At 69.4% G+C, this 20,588-nt stretch carries 17 protein-coding genes; 16 read left to right on the forward strand and 1 reads right to left on the reverse strand.

The annotated features are described in order from the left end of the window. The first annotated feature begins 1 nt into the window (after position 1). The 13 genes from RN729_RS03100 (at position 2) to RN729_RS03160 (ending at position 17,050) form a co-directional block, all read left to right on the forward strand. Positions 2–1,825, forward strand: coding sequence for a hypothetical protein (locus RN729_RS03100; protein WP_310782217.1), 1,824 nt, complete (start codon positions 2–4; stop codon positions 1,823–1,825). Further along, the gene (locus RN729_RS03105; protein ID WP_310782218.1) at positions 1,822–3,117 is read left to right on the forward strand and encodes a hypothetical protein; all 1,296 of its coding nucleotides are present in this window, start codon (positions 1,822–1,824) and stop codon (positions 3,115–3,117) included. The genes RN729_RS03100 and RN729_RS03105 overlap by 4 nt, the downstream gene beginning before the upstream one ends. A 75-nt stretch (positions 3,118–3,192) precedes the next feature. Then, entirely contained in the window at positions 3,193–4,083 is an 891-nt protein-coding gene (locus tag RN729_RS03110) for a hypothetical protein (protein WP_310782219.1), read from the forward strand. A gap of 131 nt (positions 4,084–4,214) precedes the next feature. Continuing rightward, a complete protein-coding gene (locus RN729_RS03115; protein ID WP_310782220.1) occupies positions 4,215–6,905 on the forward strand; it encodes a valine--tRNA ligase in 2,691 nt (896 codons plus the stop codon). Positions 6,906–6,955: 50 nt separating this feature from the next. After that, positions 6,956–8,395, forward strand: a complete 1,440-nt coding sequence (locus RN729_RS03120) for an Ig-like domain-containing protein (RefSeq protein WP_310782221.1) — start codon at positions 6,956–6,958, stop codon at positions 8,393–8,395. Continuing rightward, positions 8,392–9,768, forward strand: coding sequence for an L-seryl-tRNA(Sec) selenium transferase (gene selA / locus RN729_RS03125; protein ID WP_310782222.1), 1,377 nt, complete (start codon positions 8,392–8,394; stop codon positions 9,766–9,768). Before RN729_RS03120 ends, selA begins: the two co-directional genes overlap by 4 nt. Beyond that, entirely contained in the window at positions 9,761–10,426 is a 666-nt protein-coding gene (gene purN, locus RN729_RS03130) for a phosphoribosylglycinamide formyltransferase (RefSeq protein ID WP_310782223.1), read from the forward strand. Before selA ends, purN begins: the two co-directional genes overlap by 8 nt. Positions 10,427–10,432: 6 nt before the next feature. Further along, positions 10,433–12,022, forward strand: a complete 1,590-nt coding sequence (gene purH / locus RN729_RS03135; RefSeq protein ID WP_310782224.1) for a bifunctional phosphoribosylaminoimidazolecarboxamide formyltransferase/IMP cyclohydrolase — start codon at positions 10,433–10,435, stop codon at positions 12,020–12,022. 155 nt (positions 12,023–12,177) lie between these two features. Further along, complete coding sequence (gene msrP / locus RN729_RS03140; RefSeq protein WP_310782225.1) at positions 12,178–13,209, forward strand: protein-methionine-sulfoxide reductase catalytic subunit MsrP; 1,032 nt, start codon at positions 12,178–12,180, stop codon at positions 13,207–13,209. A gap of 120 nt (positions 13,210–13,329) precedes the next feature. After that, on the forward strand, positions 13,330–14,334 hold the full coding sequence (gene coxB / locus RN729_RS03145; RefSeq protein ID WP_310782226.1) for a cytochrome c oxidase subunit II: 1,005 nt from the start codon (positions 13,330–13,332) through the stop codon (positions 14,332–14,334). Between the two features lie 10 nt (positions 14,335–14,344). After that, the gene (gene ctaD, locus RN729_RS03150) at positions 14,345–16,177 is read left to right on the forward strand and encodes a cytochrome c oxidase subunit I (protein WP_310782227.1); all 1,833 of its coding nucleotides are present in this window, start codon (positions 14,345–14,347) and stop codon (positions 16,175–16,177) included. Further along, positions 16,177–16,746, forward strand: a complete 570-nt coding sequence (locus RN729_RS03155) for a cytochrome c oxidase subunit 3 (RefSeq protein ID WP_310782228.1) — start codon at positions 16,177–16,179, stop codon at positions 16,744–16,746. The genes ctaD and RN729_RS03155 overlap by 1 nt, the downstream gene beginning before the upstream one ends. A gap of 7 nt (positions 16,747–16,753) precedes the next feature. Further along, the gene (locus RN729_RS03160; protein WP_310782229.1) at positions 16,754–17,050 is read left to right on the forward strand and encodes a cytochrome C oxidase subunit IV family protein; all 297 of its coding nucleotides are present in this window, start codon (positions 16,754–16,756) and stop codon (positions 17,048–17,050) included. A 28-nt stretch (positions 17,051–17,078) separates the two neighbouring features. On the opposite strand, the gene RN729_RS03165 is transcribed toward RN729_RS03160, so the two are convergent. Beyond that, entirely contained in the window at positions 17,079–17,882 is an 804-nt protein-coding gene (locus tag RN729_RS03165) for a DUF4159 domain-containing protein (protein ID WP_310782230.1), read from the reverse strand. Positions 17,883–18,063: 181 nt separating this feature from the next. On the opposite strand from RN729_RS03165, the gene RN729_RS03170 reads away from it, so the two are divergent. Genes RN729_RS03170 through rnz form a run of 3 tightly spaced genes read left to right on the forward strand, consistent with a single transcriptional unit; the run spans position 18,064 to position 20,584 of the window. Then, positions 18,064–19,203, forward strand: a complete 1,140-nt coding sequence (locus RN729_RS03170; RefSeq protein ID WP_310782231.1) for a thiamine pyrophosphate-dependent dehydrogenase E1 component subunit alpha — start codon at positions 18,064–18,066, stop codon at positions 19,201–19,203. Beyond that, positions 19,200–19,658: a hypothetical protein gene (locus RN729_RS03175; RefSeq protein WP_310782232.1), complete on the forward strand. Its 459-nt coding sequence runs from the start codon at positions 19,200–19,202 to the stop codon at positions 19,656–19,658. The genes RN729_RS03170 and RN729_RS03175 overlap by 4 nt, the downstream gene beginning before the upstream one ends. Further along, the gene (gene rnz, locus RN729_RS03180; RefSeq protein ID WP_343218890.1) at positions 19,646–20,584 is read left to right on the forward strand and encodes a ribonuclease Z; all 939 of its coding nucleotides are present in this window, start codon (positions 19,646–19,648) and stop codon (positions 20,582–20,584) included. Before RN729_RS03175 ends, rnz begins: the two co-directional genes overlap by 13 nt. Positions 20,585–20,588 lie beyond the last annotated feature (4 nt).

The raw sequence follows: 20,588 nt of genomic DNA on the forward strand, positions 1-20,588 counted from the left end.
CGTGAGCCGTCCCCGATTCCGGTTCCCCCACGGCAGGATCCCCGGCGCCATGAGGATCGTCGCGCTCCTCGCGACGGCTTGCGGCGCCCAGCTGCCGACGGGCTTCGAGGTGGCCGGTCAGGCATCCGCGGCCTCGGAGCAGCGCACGGTCTCTCGTGCGGAGCGCCTTCGCGCGAGCGGGCGGACCGAGGAAGCCGCATCCGCCCTCCGCGAGCACCTGGAGCGGACGCCGGCGTCGGCGCGTGCGCTCGCATTGCTCGGCGAACTGGCCCTGGAGTCGGGTGAGTCCGCCGCGCTCGTCCCGTACGCCGAAGCCGCCGTTGTCGCGGCGCCTGACGGGGAGATCGCCCGGCTGTGGTGGGTGCGGGGACTGAACGGCGCGGGGATGCTCGATTCGGCCCTCGCCGTGAGCGACCGCTGGCTCGAAGAGGCCCCTCAACTCTCCGCGGCGCGGCTGGCCCGCGCCGACGTCCAGCTTGCGGCGGGAGATTCGGCGGGGGCGATCCGGACGCTCGACGACGCGGCAGACCCCGGCAGGGAACTCCTCGCGCGCTTCGCCGAACTCCTCCTCGCGGTCGGAGACGGCGATCGCCTGGCTGCGGCCTGGGTCGGGCTTCTCTCCCTCACGCCGCCGGCGACGGACGAGGTCGAAGCGGGCCTCCGGGCGACCGGGGCCGAAGGGTCCGGCGCCCATGCGGCCTCCTTCGAGCGGCTGCGCGCGCGGCTCGCCGATCGGCGGGACCGGGCGTCCCGGGCGGGCGCCATCCTCGCGCTGCGGTTGGGGCGGGCAGCGGCGGCCCGGGCGCTGGTCGAGGCGGCGCCGACGCCGGACGATACCGAAGCCGCCGCTTTCCTGCGGGAGTACGTGCGCGAAGCGGAGGCGGCGGCGCTCCCCGGCGAGATCGCCTGGGCCGCGCGGCGGCTCGTCGACCTGAGCGCGCGATCAGTGGACCGCCTGCGCTGGCTCGCGCTTTCGGGCGACCAGGCGCTGGCCGCGGGAGATACGGCGTCGGCGCGAGGGGTGCTGGAGGAACTGATGCGGGAGAGCGCTCCCGGCGACGGTCCTCATCAGCTGGCGTCGCGCCGCCTGTTCGGTCTTCTCGCGGCCAACCCCGCTTCGCTTGATGACGCGGCCTCGGTCCTCGACCGCTATGTGAGGCAGTACCCGGACTCCGCGGCGGCCGAGGCCGGGATGCGGGGGGAGCTCGCGCTCGGCCACGCCCGAGCCGGCGATCTCGGCACGGCGGAGGCGTTGGTCGCGGACGCGCGGGAACGGATTCGCGTCGCCTCGTCGGGGCGGCTCGACGCCGCGGCGGCCCGGCTGGCGCTGTACGCGGGCCGGCCCGATTCCGCGCGGGAGCGGGCGAGCCGTAGCGTCCGCGAGGCGGAGATCGGAGCGGCCGAACGCACGCGGCGCCTCCGGCTGCTGACTCTGGTGCAGGCGGCGGACACGGCGGAGATCCGCATCGTGGGCGCCGCCGCTCTCGGCCTCCTCGCCTCTCCCGAGGTGTTCGATCCGGGCCCGGCGCTCCGCGACCTGGCCGGCCGGCCGGCATCGAGCGGCCGGTCCGTTGTTCTGAGCTTCCTCGCGGACGCGGCCGCCGAGGCCGGGCAGGCCCGCATCGCCGGCGCCCTGCGGCGCCAGATCGTTCTTCAGCACCCGGGAAGCCCCGAGGCTCCGGCAGCTCTTCTGGATCTTGCACGCGCGTCCGCTCCCGCCGACGCCGCTTCCTGGCTCGAACAGCTCATCGTGGGGTATCCGCGGAGCGCCCTGGCGCCGGTCGCGCGCCGCATGCTCGCCGAACTCGAGGGAGGAGGCCGATGAAGGCCAAGACGAAACGATGCCGCGTTCGGCGCCGCCTCGCGCGCGGCTTCCTGCTGGCAGGCCTCGCCTCGCTCGCGGGCGCCTCGGGGCTCCGAGCGCAGCTTCTCGTCCCCATGGACCGTGAACAGGAGAACCACCTCAAGGCCTACGGGTACGTGTTCGGCGCGCTCTCGGAGGGTCAGTCGGCCGAATGGCTCCTGAATTACCGCTCCGGGTCTTTTCTCGTGTCGGACGCACCGTCCAACCGCCGGCGGGCCGCGCTCATGGGCGTGACCGTGGAGACGCTCGACGGTTCCGATGTGGCGAGGATCCGCCGCGAGATCGAAACGCAGAACATGGAAACCGTGCCCCTGGAGAAGGCGCCCACGATCGCGGTCTACACGCCGCCCAACAGCTCGCCGTGGGACGATGCCGTGACGATGGCGCTCGAATACGCCGAGATTCCCTATGAGCAGATCTGGGACCGTGAGGTGCTCTCCGAGGAACTGGAGAACTTCGACTGGCTGCACCTCCATCACGAAGACTTCACGGGGCAGTATTCGAAGTTCTACCTGACTTATGCTTCCGCGGCCTGGCTGCAGGAGGAAGTCGCGCGCAACGAGGCGATCGCGCGCGAACTCGGGTATCCGAACGTCCCGGCCCTGAAGAAGGCCGTCGCGGCCCGACTCCGGAACTACATCGAGGGCGGCGGTTTCCTGTTTGCCATGTGCACGGCGACGGAAACGCTGGAACTCGCCCTCGCCGCGGCGAGGACCGACATCGCCGCCTCCTTCGCGGACGGATCGCCTCCCGATGCGGCGGCAAGCGAAAAGCTCCACTGGCCGGACGCTCTCGCCTTCCGCGATGCCGTCCTCGTGACGGACCCCACGCTCAGCGCCTTCAGCGATATCGACGGTCACCAGGTGAATACTCCGTGGAGGGTCGATCTCGGCAGCTTCTCGCTGTTCGAGTTCAGCGCAAAGTTCGATCCCGTTCCGGCGATGCTGACCCAGAACCATCGGCGCGTGCTGCCCGACTTCTACGGCCTCACGACGACGTTCCGCCGGGAACGTCTCCAGCCGGGCGTCACGGTGCTCGCGGAGGAGGATGCGCGCGGACGCGTGAAGTACCTGCACGGGAGCTTCGGCGAGGGCACTTTCACCTACCTCGGAGGCCACGACCCGGAAGACCCTCGCCACCTCATCGGCGATGCCCCGACGGATCTCGATCTCCACCGGCATTCCGCCGGCTATCGGCTGATCCTCAACAACGTCCTCTTCCCGGCCGCGAAGAAGAAGAAGCTGATCACATGACGGTTCCGCCCCGGGCGGCTGGCCGGTCCGACGGCCACCACACCTGGCCCGGGACTTCGGCCGGCGAGTAGATCGGTGCCTCCCACTCGACCCCAGGCGTTCGCGGACCGGCGACGCGAACGGGAGCGTTCCGGGCGTCGGACGCTGGCGATGGGACTCCTCGCCTCGGTGCTCCTGCACATCCTGCTCCTGGTCGCGGTGGGGGGCGTCCGGGTCGATTCGCTTCCGTTCACGCTCCCGCCGATCGAGACCGTGCCCGCGCCCGACGCCCTCGTCGTGGTCGAAATCGCGCCCACGTTGCCCGAGGACCTTCCGGAGGAGCCCCGGCCCGAACCGGTGCCGCCCCCCGAGGTGGAGCCTCCTCAGGTCGAACCCGAGCCGGAGGAGGAAGAGGAAGAGCCGGAGGAGGAGCAAGAAACGGTGGAGGAGGGAGATCCGCTCCAGCGCGCACCGGGGCTGATCGTCACCGGTGCACCGACGGCTCCTGAAGCGCCTCGGGGCCTGACCAACGCCTCGCGGCTCCGACTCCGCTTCAGCGACAGGCGGCTGTGGTTCGACCCGCAGTCCCCCCGGCTAATCGGGGAAAGGCTGGTCCAGTTCGCCCGGGCGGACAGCGCGGTCCGGGCGATTCTGCGCGATTGGCTTGACAGCCTCCAGCTCGAGGACGATGTGCGGCGTCGCGCGCGCGACTGGACCTTCGAGCGCGACGGGAAACGGTGGGGGTTCTCCGAGCAGGGGATCCATCTTGGCGATGTCACGATCCCCATACCCATCGGGTTCGCCCCCACGGGGCCGCAAAGACGGGCTTACGAACAGGCGATCCGTGACCTGACGGCCATCCAGATCCAGAACCTTCGGGACGACGTGGAAGCCGCGGCCGCGGAGGCGAGGGCTCGCATGCGTGAGCGTTCCGAAGAGGAGGTCCGCCGGCGCGGTGACACCCTGCGCATCCGCGGGCCCCCGTAACCGTGCCGCGCCGCGCGGTTCCGAACGTGCGGCGCCCCCGTTAGACTGAGCCGCAGCCTGGACGCCGGGGGCCTCCCCGTCGGACCGATGGTTCTCCCGACACCGCAAACCCGTCAGTCAGGAGCCGCCCCTTGGGTGACTCTCAACCGTCCACCGAGCTTTCCTCCCGCTACGATCCCGCGGGGCTCGAACAGCCGATGTACGAGCGCTGGGTCGAGGCGGGGCTGTTTCACGTTCCGGCCGCGGACGTCGAGCGGCCCTACGTGATCGTGATCCCCCCGCCGAACGTCACCGCCGCGCTGCACATGGGTCACGGGCTCAACAACACCCTGCAGGACGTCCTCATCCGTCGGCGGCGGATGCAGGGATACGACACCCTGTGGGTGCCGGGCACGGATCACGCCGGGATCGCGACGCAGAACGTCGTCGAGCGGCAGCTGCGCGGAGACGGGCTCACACGCTTCGACTTCGGCCGGACAGATTTCGTCGCGCGCGTGTGGGAGTGGGTCGACGAGTACGGGGGACGGATCATCGACCAGCTGCGCACCATCGGGTGTTCCTGCGACTGGGAGCGGACGCGGTTCACGCTCGACGAGGGACTTTCCAACGCGGTGCGCGAGGTCTTCGTCCGCCTCTACGAGAAGGGCCTCATCTACCGCGGCCGTTACATCATCAACTGGTGTCCCCGCTGCCGCACCGCGCTCTCGAACGAGGAAGCGGAGCACCGCGACCTGGACGGCAAGCTCTACCGCCTGAAGTACCCGCTGGCCGACGGCGGACACGTGGAAGTCGCGACGACGCGGCCGGAGACGATGCTCGGCGATACGGGGCTCGCCGTCTCGCCCGGGGACGAGCGCTACCGGAACCTGGTCGGCCGGGAGGCGGAACTGCCGCTGGTCGGGCGGCCTCTCCCGATCGTGGCCGATGACCATGTCGACCCCGAGTTCGGGTCGGGCGTCGTGAAGGTGACGCCGGCCCACGATCCGAACGACTTCGAGATCGGACGGCGTCACGGGCTCGAAGCGCTGAACGTGATGACGGACGGGGGGGCCATGAATGACGCCGTCCCGGAGGCCTACCGCGGCCTGGACCGTTTCGAGGCGCGGAAGCGCGTCGTGGCGGACCTCGATGCGGGCGGCTGGCTCGTGGGCGTGGAGGACCATGCTCACGCCGTCGGGCGGTGCTATCGCTGCGACACCGTCGTCGAGCCGCGCCTGAGCCTCCAGTGGTTCGTTCGCATGAAGCCCCTCGCGGAACCGGGGCTCGCCGCCTACGAGAGCGGGGAACTTCGCTTCCACCCCCCGCGATTCGGCCGCGTGTACCGCAACTGGATGGAGAACATCCGCGACTGGTGCATCAGCCGGCAGCTGTGGTGGGGACACCGGATCCCGGTCTGGTATTGCGATGTCCCCGAATGCGGCGAAGTGATCGTTTCCACCGGGGACCCGGATAACTGCCCCTCCTGCGGAGGCGAGCTGCGCCAGGACGAAGACGTGCTGGATACGTGGTTCAGCTCGTGGCTGTGGCCCTTCTCGACGCTGGGCTGGCCGGAGCGGACCGCGGACCTCCGGTCGTTCTATCCCACGGCGACGCTCGTCACGGCGCCCGAGATCCTCTTCTTCTGGGTGGCTCGCATGATCATGGCGGGCTTCGAGTTCATGGGAGAGTTGCCGTTCACCGATGTCCTGTTGAACGGGACGGTCCGGGACCACCTCGGCCGCCGCATGTCCAAATCTCTCGGGAACGGGGTTGATCCTCTGGAAGTTGTTGAACTGTATGGTGCTGATGCCATGCGCTTCACGCTCGTTCGAGGGTCTCCCCTCGGAACGGACATCCAGCTGGACAACGAGAATCTGGAAGCCGCCTTCCGTCCGGGGCGCAACTTCGCGAACAAGATGTGGAACGCGGCGCGGTTCGCGCTGCCGCACGCCCGCTGGGACGGTGAGAGGGACGCGCCGGAACCGACGGCGCTCGCGGACCGGTGGATCCGAAGCCGTCTCGCGCGGGTAGCGCACGAGATGGACGCGGCCTACGAAGGCTATCGTCTCCACGAGGCCGCGGAGGTCGGCCACTCGTTCGTGTGGGGAGATTTCTGCGACTGGTACCTGGAGTTGGCGAAGCACCGGCTGAACGGAGACCGCGAATCGGCCCGGGACGTGGGACACACGCTGACGCGCGTGATGCGCGGCTGGCTTTCCCTCCTCCATCCGATCGTGCCCTTCGTCACGGAAGCGATCGCGGCGAGGTTGCCGGACGCAAACGCTGCGGGTTCGCTCGTCACGGGACCGTGGCCGGAATGCCCCGACGACTGGATCGACCCCGATGCGGATGCGGGAATCGAAGCGTTGCAGGAGTTTGTCGGGACGGTGCGGGCGCTGCGCGCGGAATACGGCGTGGAGCCGGGAACCCGGGTTCGCGTCAGGGTGACGGATCCGTCGCCGGCCCTGCGGTCGGCTCTGGGCGAGGAGGGAGGGAGCATCGCCCGCCTGGCGGGGCTGTCCGAAGTGGAGGGGGTCGCGGAGGACGCCGGCACGGCTTCCGTGGACGGAGCCGGGGCGCACGCCGTGCTCCGCTCGGGCGGGGGACTCTTCCTCCCGCTGGAGGGGGTCATCGACCTGGAAACCGAACGGGGGCGCATCCGTGCGGAGCTGGAACGAACCGCCAATCTGCTCGCGCGGAGCCGCGGCAAGCTCGAAAACGCGGGCTTCCTCGGTAACGCGCCCGAGGTAGTCATCGCGCGGGAGCGGGAGAAAGTGACGTCGCTGGGAGCACAACGCACCCGTCTCGAGGAGAAGCTCCGATCGCTGCGGGCGGAAGTCTGACGCGCGCCGGGCCCGGAACCTCCGGGCAGGGGCCGGGAGCCCGCGCACGATTGGTCGCGTTCATCGCCGACGGGAAGCTCCTTTCGGCGATCATGGCCCTCCTCATCACGCTGGCCTGCGCACGGGAGATGCCTCCGCCGGGCGCGCGGCCGGACGAGGTCCCGCCGTCCATCGTCCGCATCCGTCCCGCGCCGGATTCGACGGTCGTGGACTTCGACGGCGCGCTCGAAATCCGTTTCAGCGAACCGGTGCGGATACCGAACGGCCTTGCCAGGCAGATGTTCGTCACCCCGATGGAGGTGTACGAGGCGGAGACCGGATTCTCGGATCTGCGTCTTCGGCCGGAGGACGGGTGGCGGGACAGCGTCATGTACTGTTTCACGATTCCGACCGACGGGATCAACGATCTCCTGCGCAACGGGATGGAAATCCCGGTCGAATTCTGCTTCTCCACGGGCGCGGAGATCCCCGAAACCATGGTCGAGGGAGAGGTGATCGACGCACTGACGGCGCAACCGCTGGAGGAGGCGCGGGTCATCTTCTGGGCGGGTCCGGATTCCATTCCATACGGTGCCATCACGGACAGCATCGGAAGGTTCGCGGCGCGCGGGTTGCCGCCGGGCGAGTACGAGGCTTTCGGGTTCGTCGATCGCAATCGCAACATGATTCCCGATCGCGCGCTGGAGTCCCATGACAGCGCGTTCGTGTCGGCCTCGCCGGACTCGCTGACGGAGTTGAGGTTCGTCGTCGTGGCGCCGGACACCACGCCGCCCCTGCTCGCTCGCGCCCTCGTGGTGGGAAGCGAGACGGTGCAACTCGAATTCGATGACTACCTTCTCAATCCCCAACCGGAGGAACCCGGCCTCGCGATTCGGGACTCCGCGACCAACGAAATGCTGGAGATCGTGGCGAGCCTCATGGGTTCGGCCGACGAGGTGACGTTCCCCGCCGACTCCGCCGCGCTGGCGGACTCCGTGGCGGCGGCGGATTCCGCGGCCGTTGAGGACTCGGCCGCGGTCGCCGACACCGCGGAAGTGGAAGCCCCGAGCCCGGATTCCGTCGCCGGCGCGGCCTCCGACTCCATCGCGGAAGAGGATCCCGTCCTTCCCTCCAGGTTCATCACCGTGCGGCTCGGGGCGGCGCTCGACTCCGGGACATACCGGGTTGCGGTTACGGGCGTGGTGAACGTGCGCGGTCTCGCGGGAGGCGGCGATACGTCCTTCGTGGCGGAGCCGGAGCCCCCGGCTGCGGACTCCGTGGCCGTTGCGGACTCTGCCGCCGCCGAGGGTGATTCCGTAGCCGTGGAGCAGGATTCGGTGCCATCGGCGCCGGACACGCTCGACCTCCCCGGAGTCCCGCCGGACACTCTCGGGGCGCCGCCGGATACCGCCGCGGCGCCGCCGGACACGGTTGCGGCGCCACCGGACACCGTCGGGGCGCCGCCGGACACGGCTGGAGCCCCGCCGGACACGGTTCGACGGCGCGCATGACGGACCCGCGCCGCCGGCTCCCTTCCATGGACGCGCTCCTCAAGGAACCCGAGCTCGTCCCTCTGATCGACCGCTACGGTCGCGAGACGGTGAAGGACTCGCTCCGCCGGGCCCTGGACCGTGCCCGCGCGGGAGCCGGTCAAGAGCGGTCCGATTCGGTCGATCTCCTACGGGCGGCGGAACGCGATCTGGAGGCGCGATCCCGGCCATCGCTGCGGCGGACGCTGAACGGAACGGGCGTCGTGCTCCACACCAACCTCGGCCGGGCGCCGCTCGCCGACGCGGCGGGTCGCGCCCAGGCGGAGGCCGCCGGCTATGGGAACGTGGAACTCTCCCTCGCGACGGGCCGCCGCGGCTCGCGATACGACCACTGCAGCGAAGTCGTCTGCGAGCTGACGGGTGCGGGCGCGGCGATCATCGCAAACAACAACGCGGCGGCCGTGGCGCTCGTCGTGAACGAACTGGCGCGAGGCCGCGAGGTGCTCGTGTCCCGCGGGGAACTCGTCGAAATCGGAGGCACGTTCAGGATCCCCGATGTCGTGGGTCGGAGCGGCGGCAGGTTGCGGGAGGTCGGCACGACGAACCGGACACGAGTCTCCGACTATGCGGCGGCCGTCAGCGAATCGACCGGACTCATTCTGCGGGTCCACCCCTCGAACTACCGCGTCGAGGGCTTCTCGGCGCGCCCCCCGCTCGCGGCTCTGGTGTCTCTCTCCCGGGAGCGCGGGATCCCGCTCGCGCACGACCTCGGCTCCGGACTGCTCGACGCCGATCTCCTGCCCGACTTCCCGGAGGGACCCACCGCGCGGGGTTCGCTGGCCGCGGGCGTCGACCTCGCGACCTGGAGCGGCGACAAGCTCCTCGGGGGACCGCAGGCCGGGATCATCGCCGGCGATGCGGCGTTGATCGGGCGTTTGCGCCGGAATCCCCTCCTCCGGGCGTTTCGGGTGGACAAGACGACGCTCGCCGCCCTCGAAGCCACACTGATGCTCTACCGCGACCCGGAGCTTGCCGTCCGGCGCGTACCGGCGCTGCGGATGCTGCGCGAGCCGGTGGAGGCGGTCGAAGCCCGCGCGGCCGCCGCACGCATCGAGCCTCCACAGCGAAGTGGAGCCCGCGTGGAGGTGGTCCCGACCGAGGCCATGGTCGGAGGAGGCGCCTTTCCCGGGTTCGCGATTCCCTCGGCCGGGTGGGCCGTGACGGGGATCGATGTCGAGCGGCTCGCGGCGGAGTGCCGCGCCGGCCCCCTCCCGCTCATCGGCCGCATCGAGCGTGCGGCGTTCATCGTCGATGTGCGGACCCTGCCCGGCGAGGAAACGGCCCGAGCCGCCGCAACTCTCACCTCGGCGCTCGATCGGCTCGCCGATGTCTGACGCCGTGAGGATCGCCGTCCTCGCGTCGGGAGGCGGTTCCAACTTCCAGGCGCTCGTCGACCGCTTCCAGCGCCCGGACAGCCCGGAGCGCGAGGTCGTCGGGGTGATCGCCAGTCGCGAAGGGGCCGGCGTCCTCGAACGGGCGCGGCGGGCCGGGGTGGCGTCGGCGGTCTCGCCGCCGGCGACGAGCGAAGAAGCGGCGACCTTCCTCCGCCGCACGCTCGACGAGTGGCGAAGCGACATCGTGGTCCTGGCCGGCTACATGAAACTGGTGCCCGAAGCCGTCGTGCGGGCCTACTGGGGGAGGGTCCTGAACATCCACCCCGCGCTGCTGCCCTCCTTCGGCGGCCAGGGGATGTACGGCGCCCGCGTGCATCGCGCGGTCATCGACGCCGGCGTTCGGATCACCGGAGCGACCGTCCATTTCGTTGACGAGGCGTACGACCGGGGTCCGATCCTGTGCCAGTGGCCCGTACCCGTGCTCGCGGGCGATACTCCGGAGTCCGTCGCGGCCCGCGTACTGACGGTGGAGCACCGGATTCTGCCCGCGGCCGTGGAAGCCCTCGCTTCGGGGGCGGTCCGTCTGGAAGCGGACCGTCGGGTCCGCTGGGTTCGCGAGTGGTTCGAGACGGAATCGTTCACCAACCGGGAAGGATGAGAGGGGATGCCGACTGCGCTCGTGAGCGTTTCGGACAAGACGGGGATCGAGGACTTCTGTGCGGGACTGATCGCGCGGGGCTGGGAGATCGCCTCCACGGGAGGGACGATGCGGACGCTGCTCGCGGCGGGGCTGGAGGTCCGCGGCGTGAGCGACCTGACCGGCCATCCGGAGATGCTTGGCGGCCGCGTGAAGACGCTGCACCCGAGGGTGCACGGCGGGATCCTGGCCCGGCGCGAGGTGGCGGACGACCTGGACCAGCTTGCCGCGCACGGGATGGTTCCCATCGACCTCGTGGCCGTGAACCTGTACCCGTTCCGCGAGACTGTAGCCGGCGGGGACGTCACGCTCGGGGAGGCGCTGGAGCAGATCGACATCGGTGGCCCGACGATGCTCCGGGCATCGGCGAAGAACCATCCATCCGTCTGGTCCGTGTGCGATCCGGCCGACTACGGGCGGGTGCTCGACGCCCTCGATGCCGGGGACGCGCCGGAGACACTGCAGCTGAGGCGGGAGCTGGCGGCCAAGGTGTTCGGGCACACAGCGGCCTATGACGCGGCGATCACCCGCTACCTGACCCGGCCGGATGGAACGGCGGATTCGACCGACCTCGCGGCGGAAGAGGCCGTCGTCTCGCTCGTGCGCGTGCAGTCGCTGCGGTACGGGGAGAATCCGGACCAGGAGGCCGCCTTCTTCCGCGATGGGGCGGGTCCACCGCGGGGGATTCCCGCGCTCGTGCAACTGCACGGCCGGGAACTCTCGTTCAACAACATCCTCGACGTGGACGGGGCCCTCACGGCGATCGCGCCCTTTGTGTCCGGGGGGCGCGCCGCCTGCGCGATCCTCAAGCACTCGACGCCGTGCGGCCTCGCCGTCGGCGCATCCCCGCTGGAGGCCTATGAGAAGGCGCTCGCGTGCGACCCCGTTTCGGCGTTCGGTTCGGTCATCGCCTTCACGGACTCGCTGACGGAGGCCGTCGCGGAAGCCCTCTCCCGGAACTTCGTGGAAGGCGTGGTGGCGCCGGGATACTCGGAGGATGCGCTCCGCCTCCTGCGGGCGAAAAAGAACATCCGGATCCTGAAGCCCGAAACGGGCGCGGCGCTGGACGCGGGGGGCCATCTGCGGGAAGGGGTCGAAGTGCGCGGCGTGCGCGGCGGGGTCCTGCTGCAGGCGGCACCACGACCGGCGTGCGAGGTGAATCGGGGGGCCGACGTCCCGACGGCGCGTGTTCCGAGCGACGCGGAGTGGGACGATCTCGCGTTCGCGTGGTCCGCGGTGCAGAGCGTGAAGTCGAACGCGATCCTGCTCGCGCGCGACGGGGCATCGATCGGAATCGGCGCGGGGCAGATGAGCCGCGTCGACTCGGTGGAGATTTCGATCCGCAAGGCCCGGGCGCAGGGGTTCGACGTGGCGGGCGCCGTCCTCGGGTCGGACGCCTTCTTCCCCTTCCGCGACGGCATCGATGCGGCGGCCGCCGCCGGGGTGACCGCGATCGCGCAGCCGGGTGGTTCGAAGCGCGATGCGGAGGTCGTCGAGGCCGCGGATGAGCACGGCATCGCGATGGTCTTCACCGGGCGGCGGCTCTTCCGCCACTAGCGTCCTCGCCGTCCGAGGCAGAGCGGCGCGGGGGGGGGGGGGGGGGTTGCGAAACACGCGGCGCCGGAGCGGTTATATTTCAAGCGGGTAACGCCGCAGGCGAAGCGGCCGGCGACCGGCGGGGACCGGAGGCCGAACGGCAAGGGAGAATCTCCATGGCGAACATTCATATTCCGCCCGGCTGGCGGATCAGGGAGAACGAAGCGACGCCGGAGTCGGTGTACCTCGACCGGCGGCAGTTCGTCGCCCGCATGGGCGGGGGAGCGATCCTCGCCGCCGCCTCGCTCGCGTGCCGGCCGGGGGGGGCGGCGGTAGCCCAGCAGCGGGGCCCCCTCGACAACATCCCGGACACTCCGACCGCGGATCTCTATCCCGTCGCGGTGAACGACCCGCGCTTCACGCCCGGCGACCGCCACAAGGAGGTCTCGCCGGAGGAGATCGTGGCCACGTACAACAACTTCTACGAGTTCGGCACGGACAAGGATGGGGTGTGGCGCAACGTCGGTCCGTTCGAGGCCCGCCCGTGGGAACTGGAAGTCACGGGTCTCGTCGAGAACCCGGGCGTCTACGACCTCGTGGAGCTGGAACGCGCCTTCCCGCTCGAGGAACGGATATACCGGCACCGCTGCGTGGAGCGGTGGTCCGTCGTCGTACCGTGGATCGGCTTCCCGCTCGCCCGGCTGCTGGAGCGGGTGCAGCCGCGCAACGAGGCCCGCTACGTCGGCTTCGTGACCTTCAACCGGCCGGAGCAGGCCTTCGGCCAGAAGACGCAGACCTGGTACAAGTGGCCCTACTACGAGGGGCTTCGCATGGACGAAGCGATGAACGAACTCGCCTTCGTCGCGACGGGGATGTACGGCCATCCGCTGCAGAAGCAGAACGGCGCGCCGGTCCGCATCCACGTGCCCTGGAAGTACGGGTACAAGAGCCCGAAGAGCATCGTCCGCATCGACATCACCGACGAGATGCCGACGACCTTCTGGAACGACCTGCAGCCGTCCGAATACGGCTTCTACTCGAACGTGGATCCCGGCGTGCCTCATCCCCGCTGGTCCCAGGCGCAGGAGGAAATCGTCGGCACCGGACAACGGGTTCCGACGCTACCGTTCAACGGATACGGCGAGTGGGTGGGGGAACTCTACGGCGGTCGCGTGACGCCGGTCGGAGACGTGCCGCACGCCCGCTGAGGTTGCGGCGGGCGGGGCTTCTTGACCCGCCCGCCATGCCCGGCTAAAGTCCTGCGGGCTCCGTGGATGCGGAGCCCGCCCTGAATTCGAGGTTTCCCCGAAACACATATAGATACGCCCTTGAGACGACGCGCGATCGCAGCGCTCGTGCTATTCCTAGGGGTGCTGGTCAGCCAGGGTTGCGGCGGCGAATATCCGCAATCCACGCTGCACCCCAGTTCGGATTCCGCCACGCTCATCGACCAGCTCTTCGACCAGATCTTCTGGTGGGCGGTCGGCGTGTTCGTCGTGGTGGGGGGCGTCCTCATCTACGTGTTCGTGCGTTTTCGGGAGCGCCCGGGGGACGGGCGGCCGAAACAGGTCCACGGCCACCTTCTCCTTGAAGTCGGCTGGACGCTGGCCCCGGCGCTCATCCTCGTGGCCATCGCGATCCCGACCATGCGCGCGATCTTCATCATCGACCGGTCGACGCCGGATCCGGAAGCGCTCGTCGTCGAGGTCATCGGCAAGCAGTGGTGGTGGGAATTCCGTTATCCGGAACTCGGCATCGTGACGGCGAACGAGGCGCACGTTCCGCTGGGCCGCACCGTCGACCTGCGGCTCCGCTCCGCGGACGTCATGCATTCGTTCTGGGTTCCGCGCCTGGCCGGAAAGCGGGACCTTGTGCCGGGCATCGAAAACCAACTCTGGTTCCGGCCGGATTCGGTCGGCGTGTACCACGGACAGTGCGCCGAGTTCTGCGGCACGGCGCACGCCCTCATGGGGATGCGCCTGATCGTGGACGAACCGGAGGACTTCGAGCGCTGGGCCCGGGCGAACGCGGAGCCGGCTTCGACGCCTGCGGACGCGGAGGCGCGGGCGGGGCAGGGCGTGTTCATGGCGAACGCGTGCGTGAGCTGTCACGCGGTGAGAGGGACGCCGGCGGCGGGGCAGTTCGGCCCCGATCTCACGCACTTCGGGAGCCGGCTCACGATCGCCTCGGGCGTGCTTGAGAACACGCCCGGGAACCTGGCGCGCTGGCTGGATTCCACCCAGCACGTGAAACCCGGGAATCCGATGCCCGAGGTCGAGTTGAGCGACGCGCAGATCCGGCAGCTCGTCGCCTATCTCGGCTCGCTCCGCTAGCGCCATGGCCATGACCGACGCGCATCCCACCGGGATCTGGAGCTGGCTGACGACGGTCGACCACAAGCGGATCGCGATCATGTACTTCGTGGTCGGGTTCGCCTTCCTGCTCGTCGCGGGCTTCGAGGGACAACTCATCCGGCTCCAGCTCGCGGCCCCCGAGCGCAGTTTCCTCGATCCGGACCTCTACAACCAGCTGTTCACGATGCACGGCACGACGATGGTGTTCTTCGCCGGCATGCCGCTCGTCGTCGCCTTCTTCAACTTCGTCGTGCCCCTGCAGATCGGGGCGCGCGATGTCGCCTTTCCGCGCCTGAACGCGTTCTCCTTCTGGGTCTTCCTCTTCGGCGGCCTCTTCCTCTATGCGAGCGTCCCCCTCCGGATGATGCCCGACGGGGGCTGGTTTGCGTACATGCCGCTGACGAACCGCGAGTATTCGCCGGGTCTCGGCATCGACTTCTACGTCCTCTCGCTCCTGATCTCCGGCGTGGGGTCGATCGCGGGCGGGCTGAACTTCCTCGTCACGATCCTCAACATGAGGGCGCCGGGGATGACGTTCATGAGGATGCCGCTCTTCACCTGGATGGCGCTCATCGTCTCCGCGCTCATCCTGCTCGCCTTCCCGCCCTTCACGGTCGGCCTGATCTTCATGCTCTTCGACCGCAGCTTCGGGACGCACTTCTTCGACGCGGCGGCGGGCGCGGACCCCATCCTCTGGCAGCACCTGTTCTGGGTCTTCGGCCACCCCGAGGTCTACATCCTCATCCTGCCGGCCTTCGGCATCGTATCCGACGTGATCCCGACGTTCTCCAGGAAGATCCTGTTCGGGTATCCCGTCGTCGTCTTCTCGGGCGTGCTCATCGCCTTCCTCGGCTTCGGCGTCTGGGTCCACCACATGTTCTCGGTCGGACTCGGGCCCGTCGTGAACGCGGTCTTCGGCGGGACGACGATGCTCATCGCGATTCCAACGGGGATCAAGATCTTCAACTGGATCGCGACGATGTGGGGGGGGCGTCTGCGCTTCCGAACGGCGATGCTCTACGCGGCCGGACTTGTGGCGACGTTCACGATCGGCGGCCTGAGCGGCGTCATGCACAGTTCGCCGCCGGCGGACCTGCAGCAGACGGATACGTACTTCGTCGTGGCGCACTTCCACTACGTGCTCATCGGCGGCACCGTCTTCGGCCTCTTCTGCGGCTTCTACTACTGGTTCCCGAAGGCGACGGGACGGATGCTGCACGAGGGCCTGGGGAAGGCCCACTTCTGGCTCACTTTCCTCGCGCTGAACGTGACCTTCTTCCCCATGCACTTCTCGGGGCTCCTCGGGATGCCGAGGCGCACCTACACGTACGCGGACGGGCTCGGGCTGGACGTCTTCAATCTGATCTCGACGATCGGGGCTTTCATCTTCACGCTCTCCTTCGTGCCGTTGGTCTGGAATCTGTGGCGCACGTGGCGGCGCGGGGAGGCGGCCGGACGCAACCCGTGGGACGCGTCGACGCTCGAATGGACGACGGCCTCGCCGCCGCCGCACTACAACTTCGCGGAGATCCCGACGGTCGACCGACGGGATCCGCTCTGGCATCCCTACATCGAACCGGAGTCCCGGGTGGAGGGGGATGAACCCGGGGGCGCCATGCCGCGGCGGCAGCCGGACGAGCCGCCGGAGCCGGTGGTCATGCCGAATCCGTCGTACTGGCCGCTCGTACTCGCCGTCGGGATGCTCCTCATGACGATCGGCGCGCTCGGATCGCTCGGGCTCACGCTCTTCGGTCTGTTCGTGACGGCGGTGGGGCTCTTCGCGTGGGCCTTCGAGCCCCCGTTCGGCGAGGTGGCCCACTGATGGAGGGGCCGACCTCGACGGGAATCCCGAACCGCAAGCTCGCGATGTGGACCTTCATCGGGTCCGAGTGCATGCTCTTCGGCACGCTGATCGCCACGTACATGATCTATCGCGGTCGGAACCTCGTGCCGCCCTATCCGCACGACCTCCTGAACATCCCGTTCATCACCGTCACGACCTTCGTGCTCCTGATGAGCAGCCTCATGATGGTGCTCGCGCTCGCGGCGGTGCAGAGAAACGACCTGCGGGCGACGAAGCTGTGGCTCGGCCTGACGGCGCTATTCGGCCTGATCTTCCTCGGCGGCCAGTACTACGAGTTCAGCCACTTCGTTCACGAGGGGCTGCCGCTGTCGAGGAACCTCTTCTCGTCGACCTTCTTCGTCCTGACGGGAACGCACGGGGCCCACGTCGCTGGAGGCGTGATCTGGCTGAGCACGCTCCTCGTGAGGACGGTGAACGGGAAGCTCGACGCCCGCCATGCGGAGACGGTGGAGATCGCCGGTCTCTACTGGCACTTCGTGGACGTCGTGTGGATTATCCTCTTCACCCTCATCTACCTGCTGGTGTGAGGCACACGTGAGTCGCCACTCCGCCGAATCGCACCCGAGCACGCGCCTCTACGTCGCCATCGCGGTGATCCTCGCCGCGCTGACGGCGCTCGAGGTGATGGTGTTCTACATCGAGGCGCTTGCCCCCGTGCTCATTCCAATCCTCCTCGTGATGATGGCGGCGAAGTTCGCGCTCGTCGCGATGTTCTTCATGCACCTGAAATCCGACGGCCCCGTTCTTACGGCCATCTTCGCCTGGGGGGTCTTCATCGCCACGGCCGTCGTGGTCGGATTGATGGCGATCTTCGGCAAGTTCGGCGCCTGATTTCGAGCCGTCAGCGGGTGTCGGGCCGTCAGCGGGCGGGGGTCGCGGAGAGCGCGTAGAGGAAGAGGTTCACGCCCATCCTGATCGCGGATTCCCGCACCTCGGGCGCGTCCCCGTGAACTCCCTCGTCTTCCCAGCCGTCCCCCAGATCGGATTCGAAGCTGTAGTAGACCGCGAGGCGGCCATCGAGGAAGATGCCGAACCCCTGCGCGGGATTCCCGTCGTGCTCGTGAATCTTGGGCAGGCCGTCCGGCATCTCGTAAAAGATCCGGTAGATGCTGTGCTCGAGCGGCACTTCGGCGAGGGGAAGGTCCGGGAAGAGGCGGGCAATCTCCCGGCGAAAGGACTCGTCCAGGCCGTAGTTGTCGTCCACGTGGAGGAAGCCGCCCCCGTACAGGTAGGCGCGCAACCGTTCGATCTCGAGCGCCGTGAAGGACATGTTCCCGTGTCCCGTCGCGTACAGGTACGGGTGGTCGGCGAGGTCGGGATCCGCGGCGCCCACCTCCGCGGGCCGGCCGGCGACCGGAATCCCCGTCCGGGATCGGATCTGCTCGAGGAGGTTGTCGAGGCTCGAGGGGTTCGCGTACCAGTCGCCCCCGCCGTCGTAGCGCAGGCGTGCGATTGTCGGCGGCTCCGTCCGCAGCGACCCGCCCGGCGGCTGCCCGGCGAGGCTCGGACAGGACCCGAGCGCCGCCAACGCGGCGGCGGCGACCGCGACGAATCCGAGCACCATCTGCGGCGTGCGGTCGCCGCGTCGCTGCGGGGCGCGGCAATGAGGACAGATTTTCGTCGCGTCCGGCACGTTGCACCGGCAGCGCCGGCACGGCTTCATACGAACTCCTCCGCCAGGGCTCGACCTGGGTTCATCTTGGCGCCTCGGTCGCATGGCGCGGCACTTCGGCCGCGTGGTGTCCCACCCGTAGATTATCGGTTCGCGCGGTCCGGGGCGAAGGCTTAGGATGTGCCGCGCGACGGGCCGCTTTCCGGCCTGCCGGACCACGAGGACCTGGACGATGCGTCGATACTCGGCCTACGACCCCCCTGAGTACGTCTCCTGGCAGCCGGACCCCGAACTCCTCGAGGAGTACAGGTCGCGCATCCGTGCGGACGACGCCCGCGAGCGAGAGATCGCCGCGCTCCCTCCCGAGGCGTACATCGCCCTGTATCGGGGACTCCTCCGCTTCCGCCTCAGCGATATCGCGCTCACGAGGTGGGTGAAGCAGGGCGTGATCTCGAAGGCGTGGCTCGGTACCGGAGAGGAAGCCGTAACGGTTGGGGCGGTGAACGCGCTCGACCGCCGCGGTTCCGAGGGGGACATCGTGGGTCCCATGATCCGCAACCAGGGGGCGAACCACGAGATGGGCATGCCGATGGCGGAGGTGTTCCGCACCTACCTCGGGACGGCGGACGCCCCCGCGGAGGGACGGGATCTGCACCTGGGGGATCTGCGCTACGGCGTGTGCCCGCCCATCAGCATGGTCGCCACGCTGTCGACGGTCATGAACGGGTTCGCCCTCGCGTTCCGGATTCGCGGAGAGCCCCGCGTGGCGCTGACCTGGGTCGGAGACGGCGCGACGAAACACGGCGAGGCGCACGAGGCGTTCGCCTTCGCGGCATCGCTCGGGCTGCCGATCGTTTTCATCATCCAGAACAACCAGGTGGCGCTGGGTACGCGGCTGGATCAGCACCACGTGCCGCCCGATTTCGCGGCTTGGGGCGCGGCGTACGGGATCCCTTCCGAATCGGTGGACGGGAACCATGTGCTCGAGGTCTACGCGGCAACGCGCGTGGCCGCCGAACGCTGCCGGCGGGGAGAGGGCCCGCAACTCATCGAAGCGCGTACCTTCCGCATGGGAGGGCACGCGACGCACGACGTGCGCGAGGCCCGGGCCATCTTTTCACGTGAGCTGTTCCGGCACTGGGGGCGGCGCGACCCGATCGGACTCTATGAAGAGTACCTGGCGGGGATCGACCTCGGAGTCGCCGGCGCCGGCAGCCTGCGAGACCGGAACCTCCGGAAGCTGGCATTGGTGGAGCGGGAAGTGGAGGCGGAAATCGAGCAGGCCGCAAGCGAGGCCCTGGCGAGCCGTGAGAGCGCGGCACCCCGCGGCGAAACGGTGACGCGCGGCGTGTACGGCGGGGTGTCGGCATGACGGGCGGAGGCGCTCGCCCGCGGCGCTCGGGCACGATCGATGGCGCATCGTGGACGGTGTACGAGGCCGCCCGCGCGCCATCCGGCCTCGGGCTCGGCTACTTCGTCTGCGACGACCCGGAGGTGGCGGACCGACGGACGGCGCTTCCCGCCGGACTCGCCGTGTCGGACCTCGACGACGAGGCCTTCCGCGCGTTGTGGGAGGCGGGACGACCGCTCACGGCGACCGAGCGCCGGGTCGTCGATGGCGACGGAGCGATCTGGCTTGCCCGGAGCATGGGGCCGGTCTGGGCGGAGGGGGGGAGCGCGGCGGATACGGTAGGCCTCCGGCTGTGCTGCGTCAGCGCGCATCGCCCGGTGGTGGAGTTGAACGGCGCCACGCTCTCCGAGATGTCGGACGCTGAACTGATCGCGCGCCTTGGCGCCCCCGAAGGAGTCGCGCCATCCTCCGACTGACGTTTCTCGGAACGGCTTCCTCGCGGCCGACGGTGTCGCGGAACGTTTCGTCGCTCGCCCTGAAGCGCGGGGGGCGGTTGTTTCTTCTCGACTGCGGCGAGGGGACGCAACGGCAGATGATGCGGTACGGGGTGGGCTTTTCCCTCGACGACATCCTCATCACGCACCTTCACTCCGACCACTACCTGGGGCTCGCGGGCCTGCTCCGCACGATGAGCCTCCAGGGGCGCAATGAGCGGCTCCGGATCTGGACGCCGCACGGGACGGGCGAGACGATCCGCGCGCTCCGGGACCTGGGAGGGGATCGTCTGGCCTTCGACGCGACCGTGCACGAACTCCGGGCGGGCGAGGCGGTCGAAGGGGACGGTTTTCGGTTGGAGGCATTCGCGACCGAGCATACCCGGCGCTCGCTCGGATACGCCCTGATCGAGGATGTCCGTCCCGGAAGGTTCGATGTGGCGGCGGCCCGTGAAATGGGGGTCCCCGAGGGTCCGCTCTTCGGCCGTCTTCATCGCGGGGAGAGTGTGGATCTCGAGGACGGTCGGCGCGTCCACCCCGCGGAGCTCGTGGGTCCGCCGCGGCCGGGCAGGAAGGTCGTGTACACGGGGGACACGCGTCCCTCCGCCGAAACCGTCCGGGTCTCGCGCGACGCCGACGTCCTCGTGCATGAGGCGACGTTCACGGAGGAGGAACGGGGTCGGGCGCAGGAAACCGGCCACTCCACCGCCGCCGCCGCGGCCCGGGTCGCGCGCGAGGCGGGCGTGCGGCGGCTCGTTCTGACGCACATCAGCGCCCGCTACGCCGAGCGGCCGGCACAACTGCTCGAGGAGGCGCGCACCGTCTTCCCCCGGGCGGAACTCGCGCGCGACGGCTGGTCCACCGACGTCTCCTTCGCTGACGCGGAGCCCGGAGATCCGGACCCTTGATCCG

Source organism: Candidatus Palauibacter polyketidifaciens (assembly GCF_947581785.1).
Taxonomy (GTDB): domain Bacteria; phylum Gemmatimonadota; class Gemmatimonadetes; order Palauibacterales; family Palauibacteraceae; genus Palauibacter; species Palauibacter polyketidifaciens.

What these genes read in the sequence shown, in the direction of transcription:
- RN729_RS03105 (WP_310782218.1), top strand. Translation starts at nt 1,822, where the DNA reads ATGAAGGCCAAGACGAAACGATGCCGCGTTCGGCGCCGCCTCGCGCGC.
- selA (WP_310782222.1), top strand. Translation starts at nt 8,392, where the DNA reads ATGACGGACCCGCGCCGCCGGCTCCCTTCCATGGACGCGCTCCTCAAG.
- purN (WP_310782223.1), top strand. Translation starts at nt 9,761, where the DNA reads ATGTCTGACGCCGTGAGGATCGCCGTCCTCGCGTCGGGAGGCGGTTCC.
- purH (WP_310782224.1), top strand. Translation starts at nt 10,433, where the DNA reads ATGCCGACTGCGCTCGTGAGCGTTTCGGACAAGACGGGGATCGAGGAC.
- msrP (WP_310782225.1), top strand. Translation starts at nt 12,178, where the DNA reads ATGGCGAACATTCATATTCCGCCCGGCTGGCGGATCAGGGAGAACGAA.
- ctaD (WP_310782227.1), top strand. Translation starts at nt 14,345, where the DNA reads ATGACCGACGCGCATCCCACCGGGATCTGGAGCTGGCTGACGACGGTC.
- RN729_RS03155 (WP_310782228.1), top strand. Translation starts at nt 16,177, where the DNA reads ATGGAGGGGCCGACCTCGACGGGAATCCCGAACCGCAAGCTCGCGATG.
- RN729_RS03165 (WP_310782230.1), bottom strand. Translation starts at nt 17,882, where the DNA reads ATGAAGCCGTGCCGGCGCTGCCGGTGCAACGTGCCGGACGCGACGAAA.
- RN729_RS03170 (WP_310782231.1), top strand. Translation starts at nt 18,064, where the DNA reads ATGCGTCGATACTCGGCCTACGACCCCCCTGAGTACGTCTCCTGGCAG.
- RN729_RS03175 (WP_310782232.1), top strand. Translation starts at nt 19,200, where the DNA reads ATGACGGGCGGAGGCGCTCGCCCGCGGCGCTCGGGCACGATCGATGGC.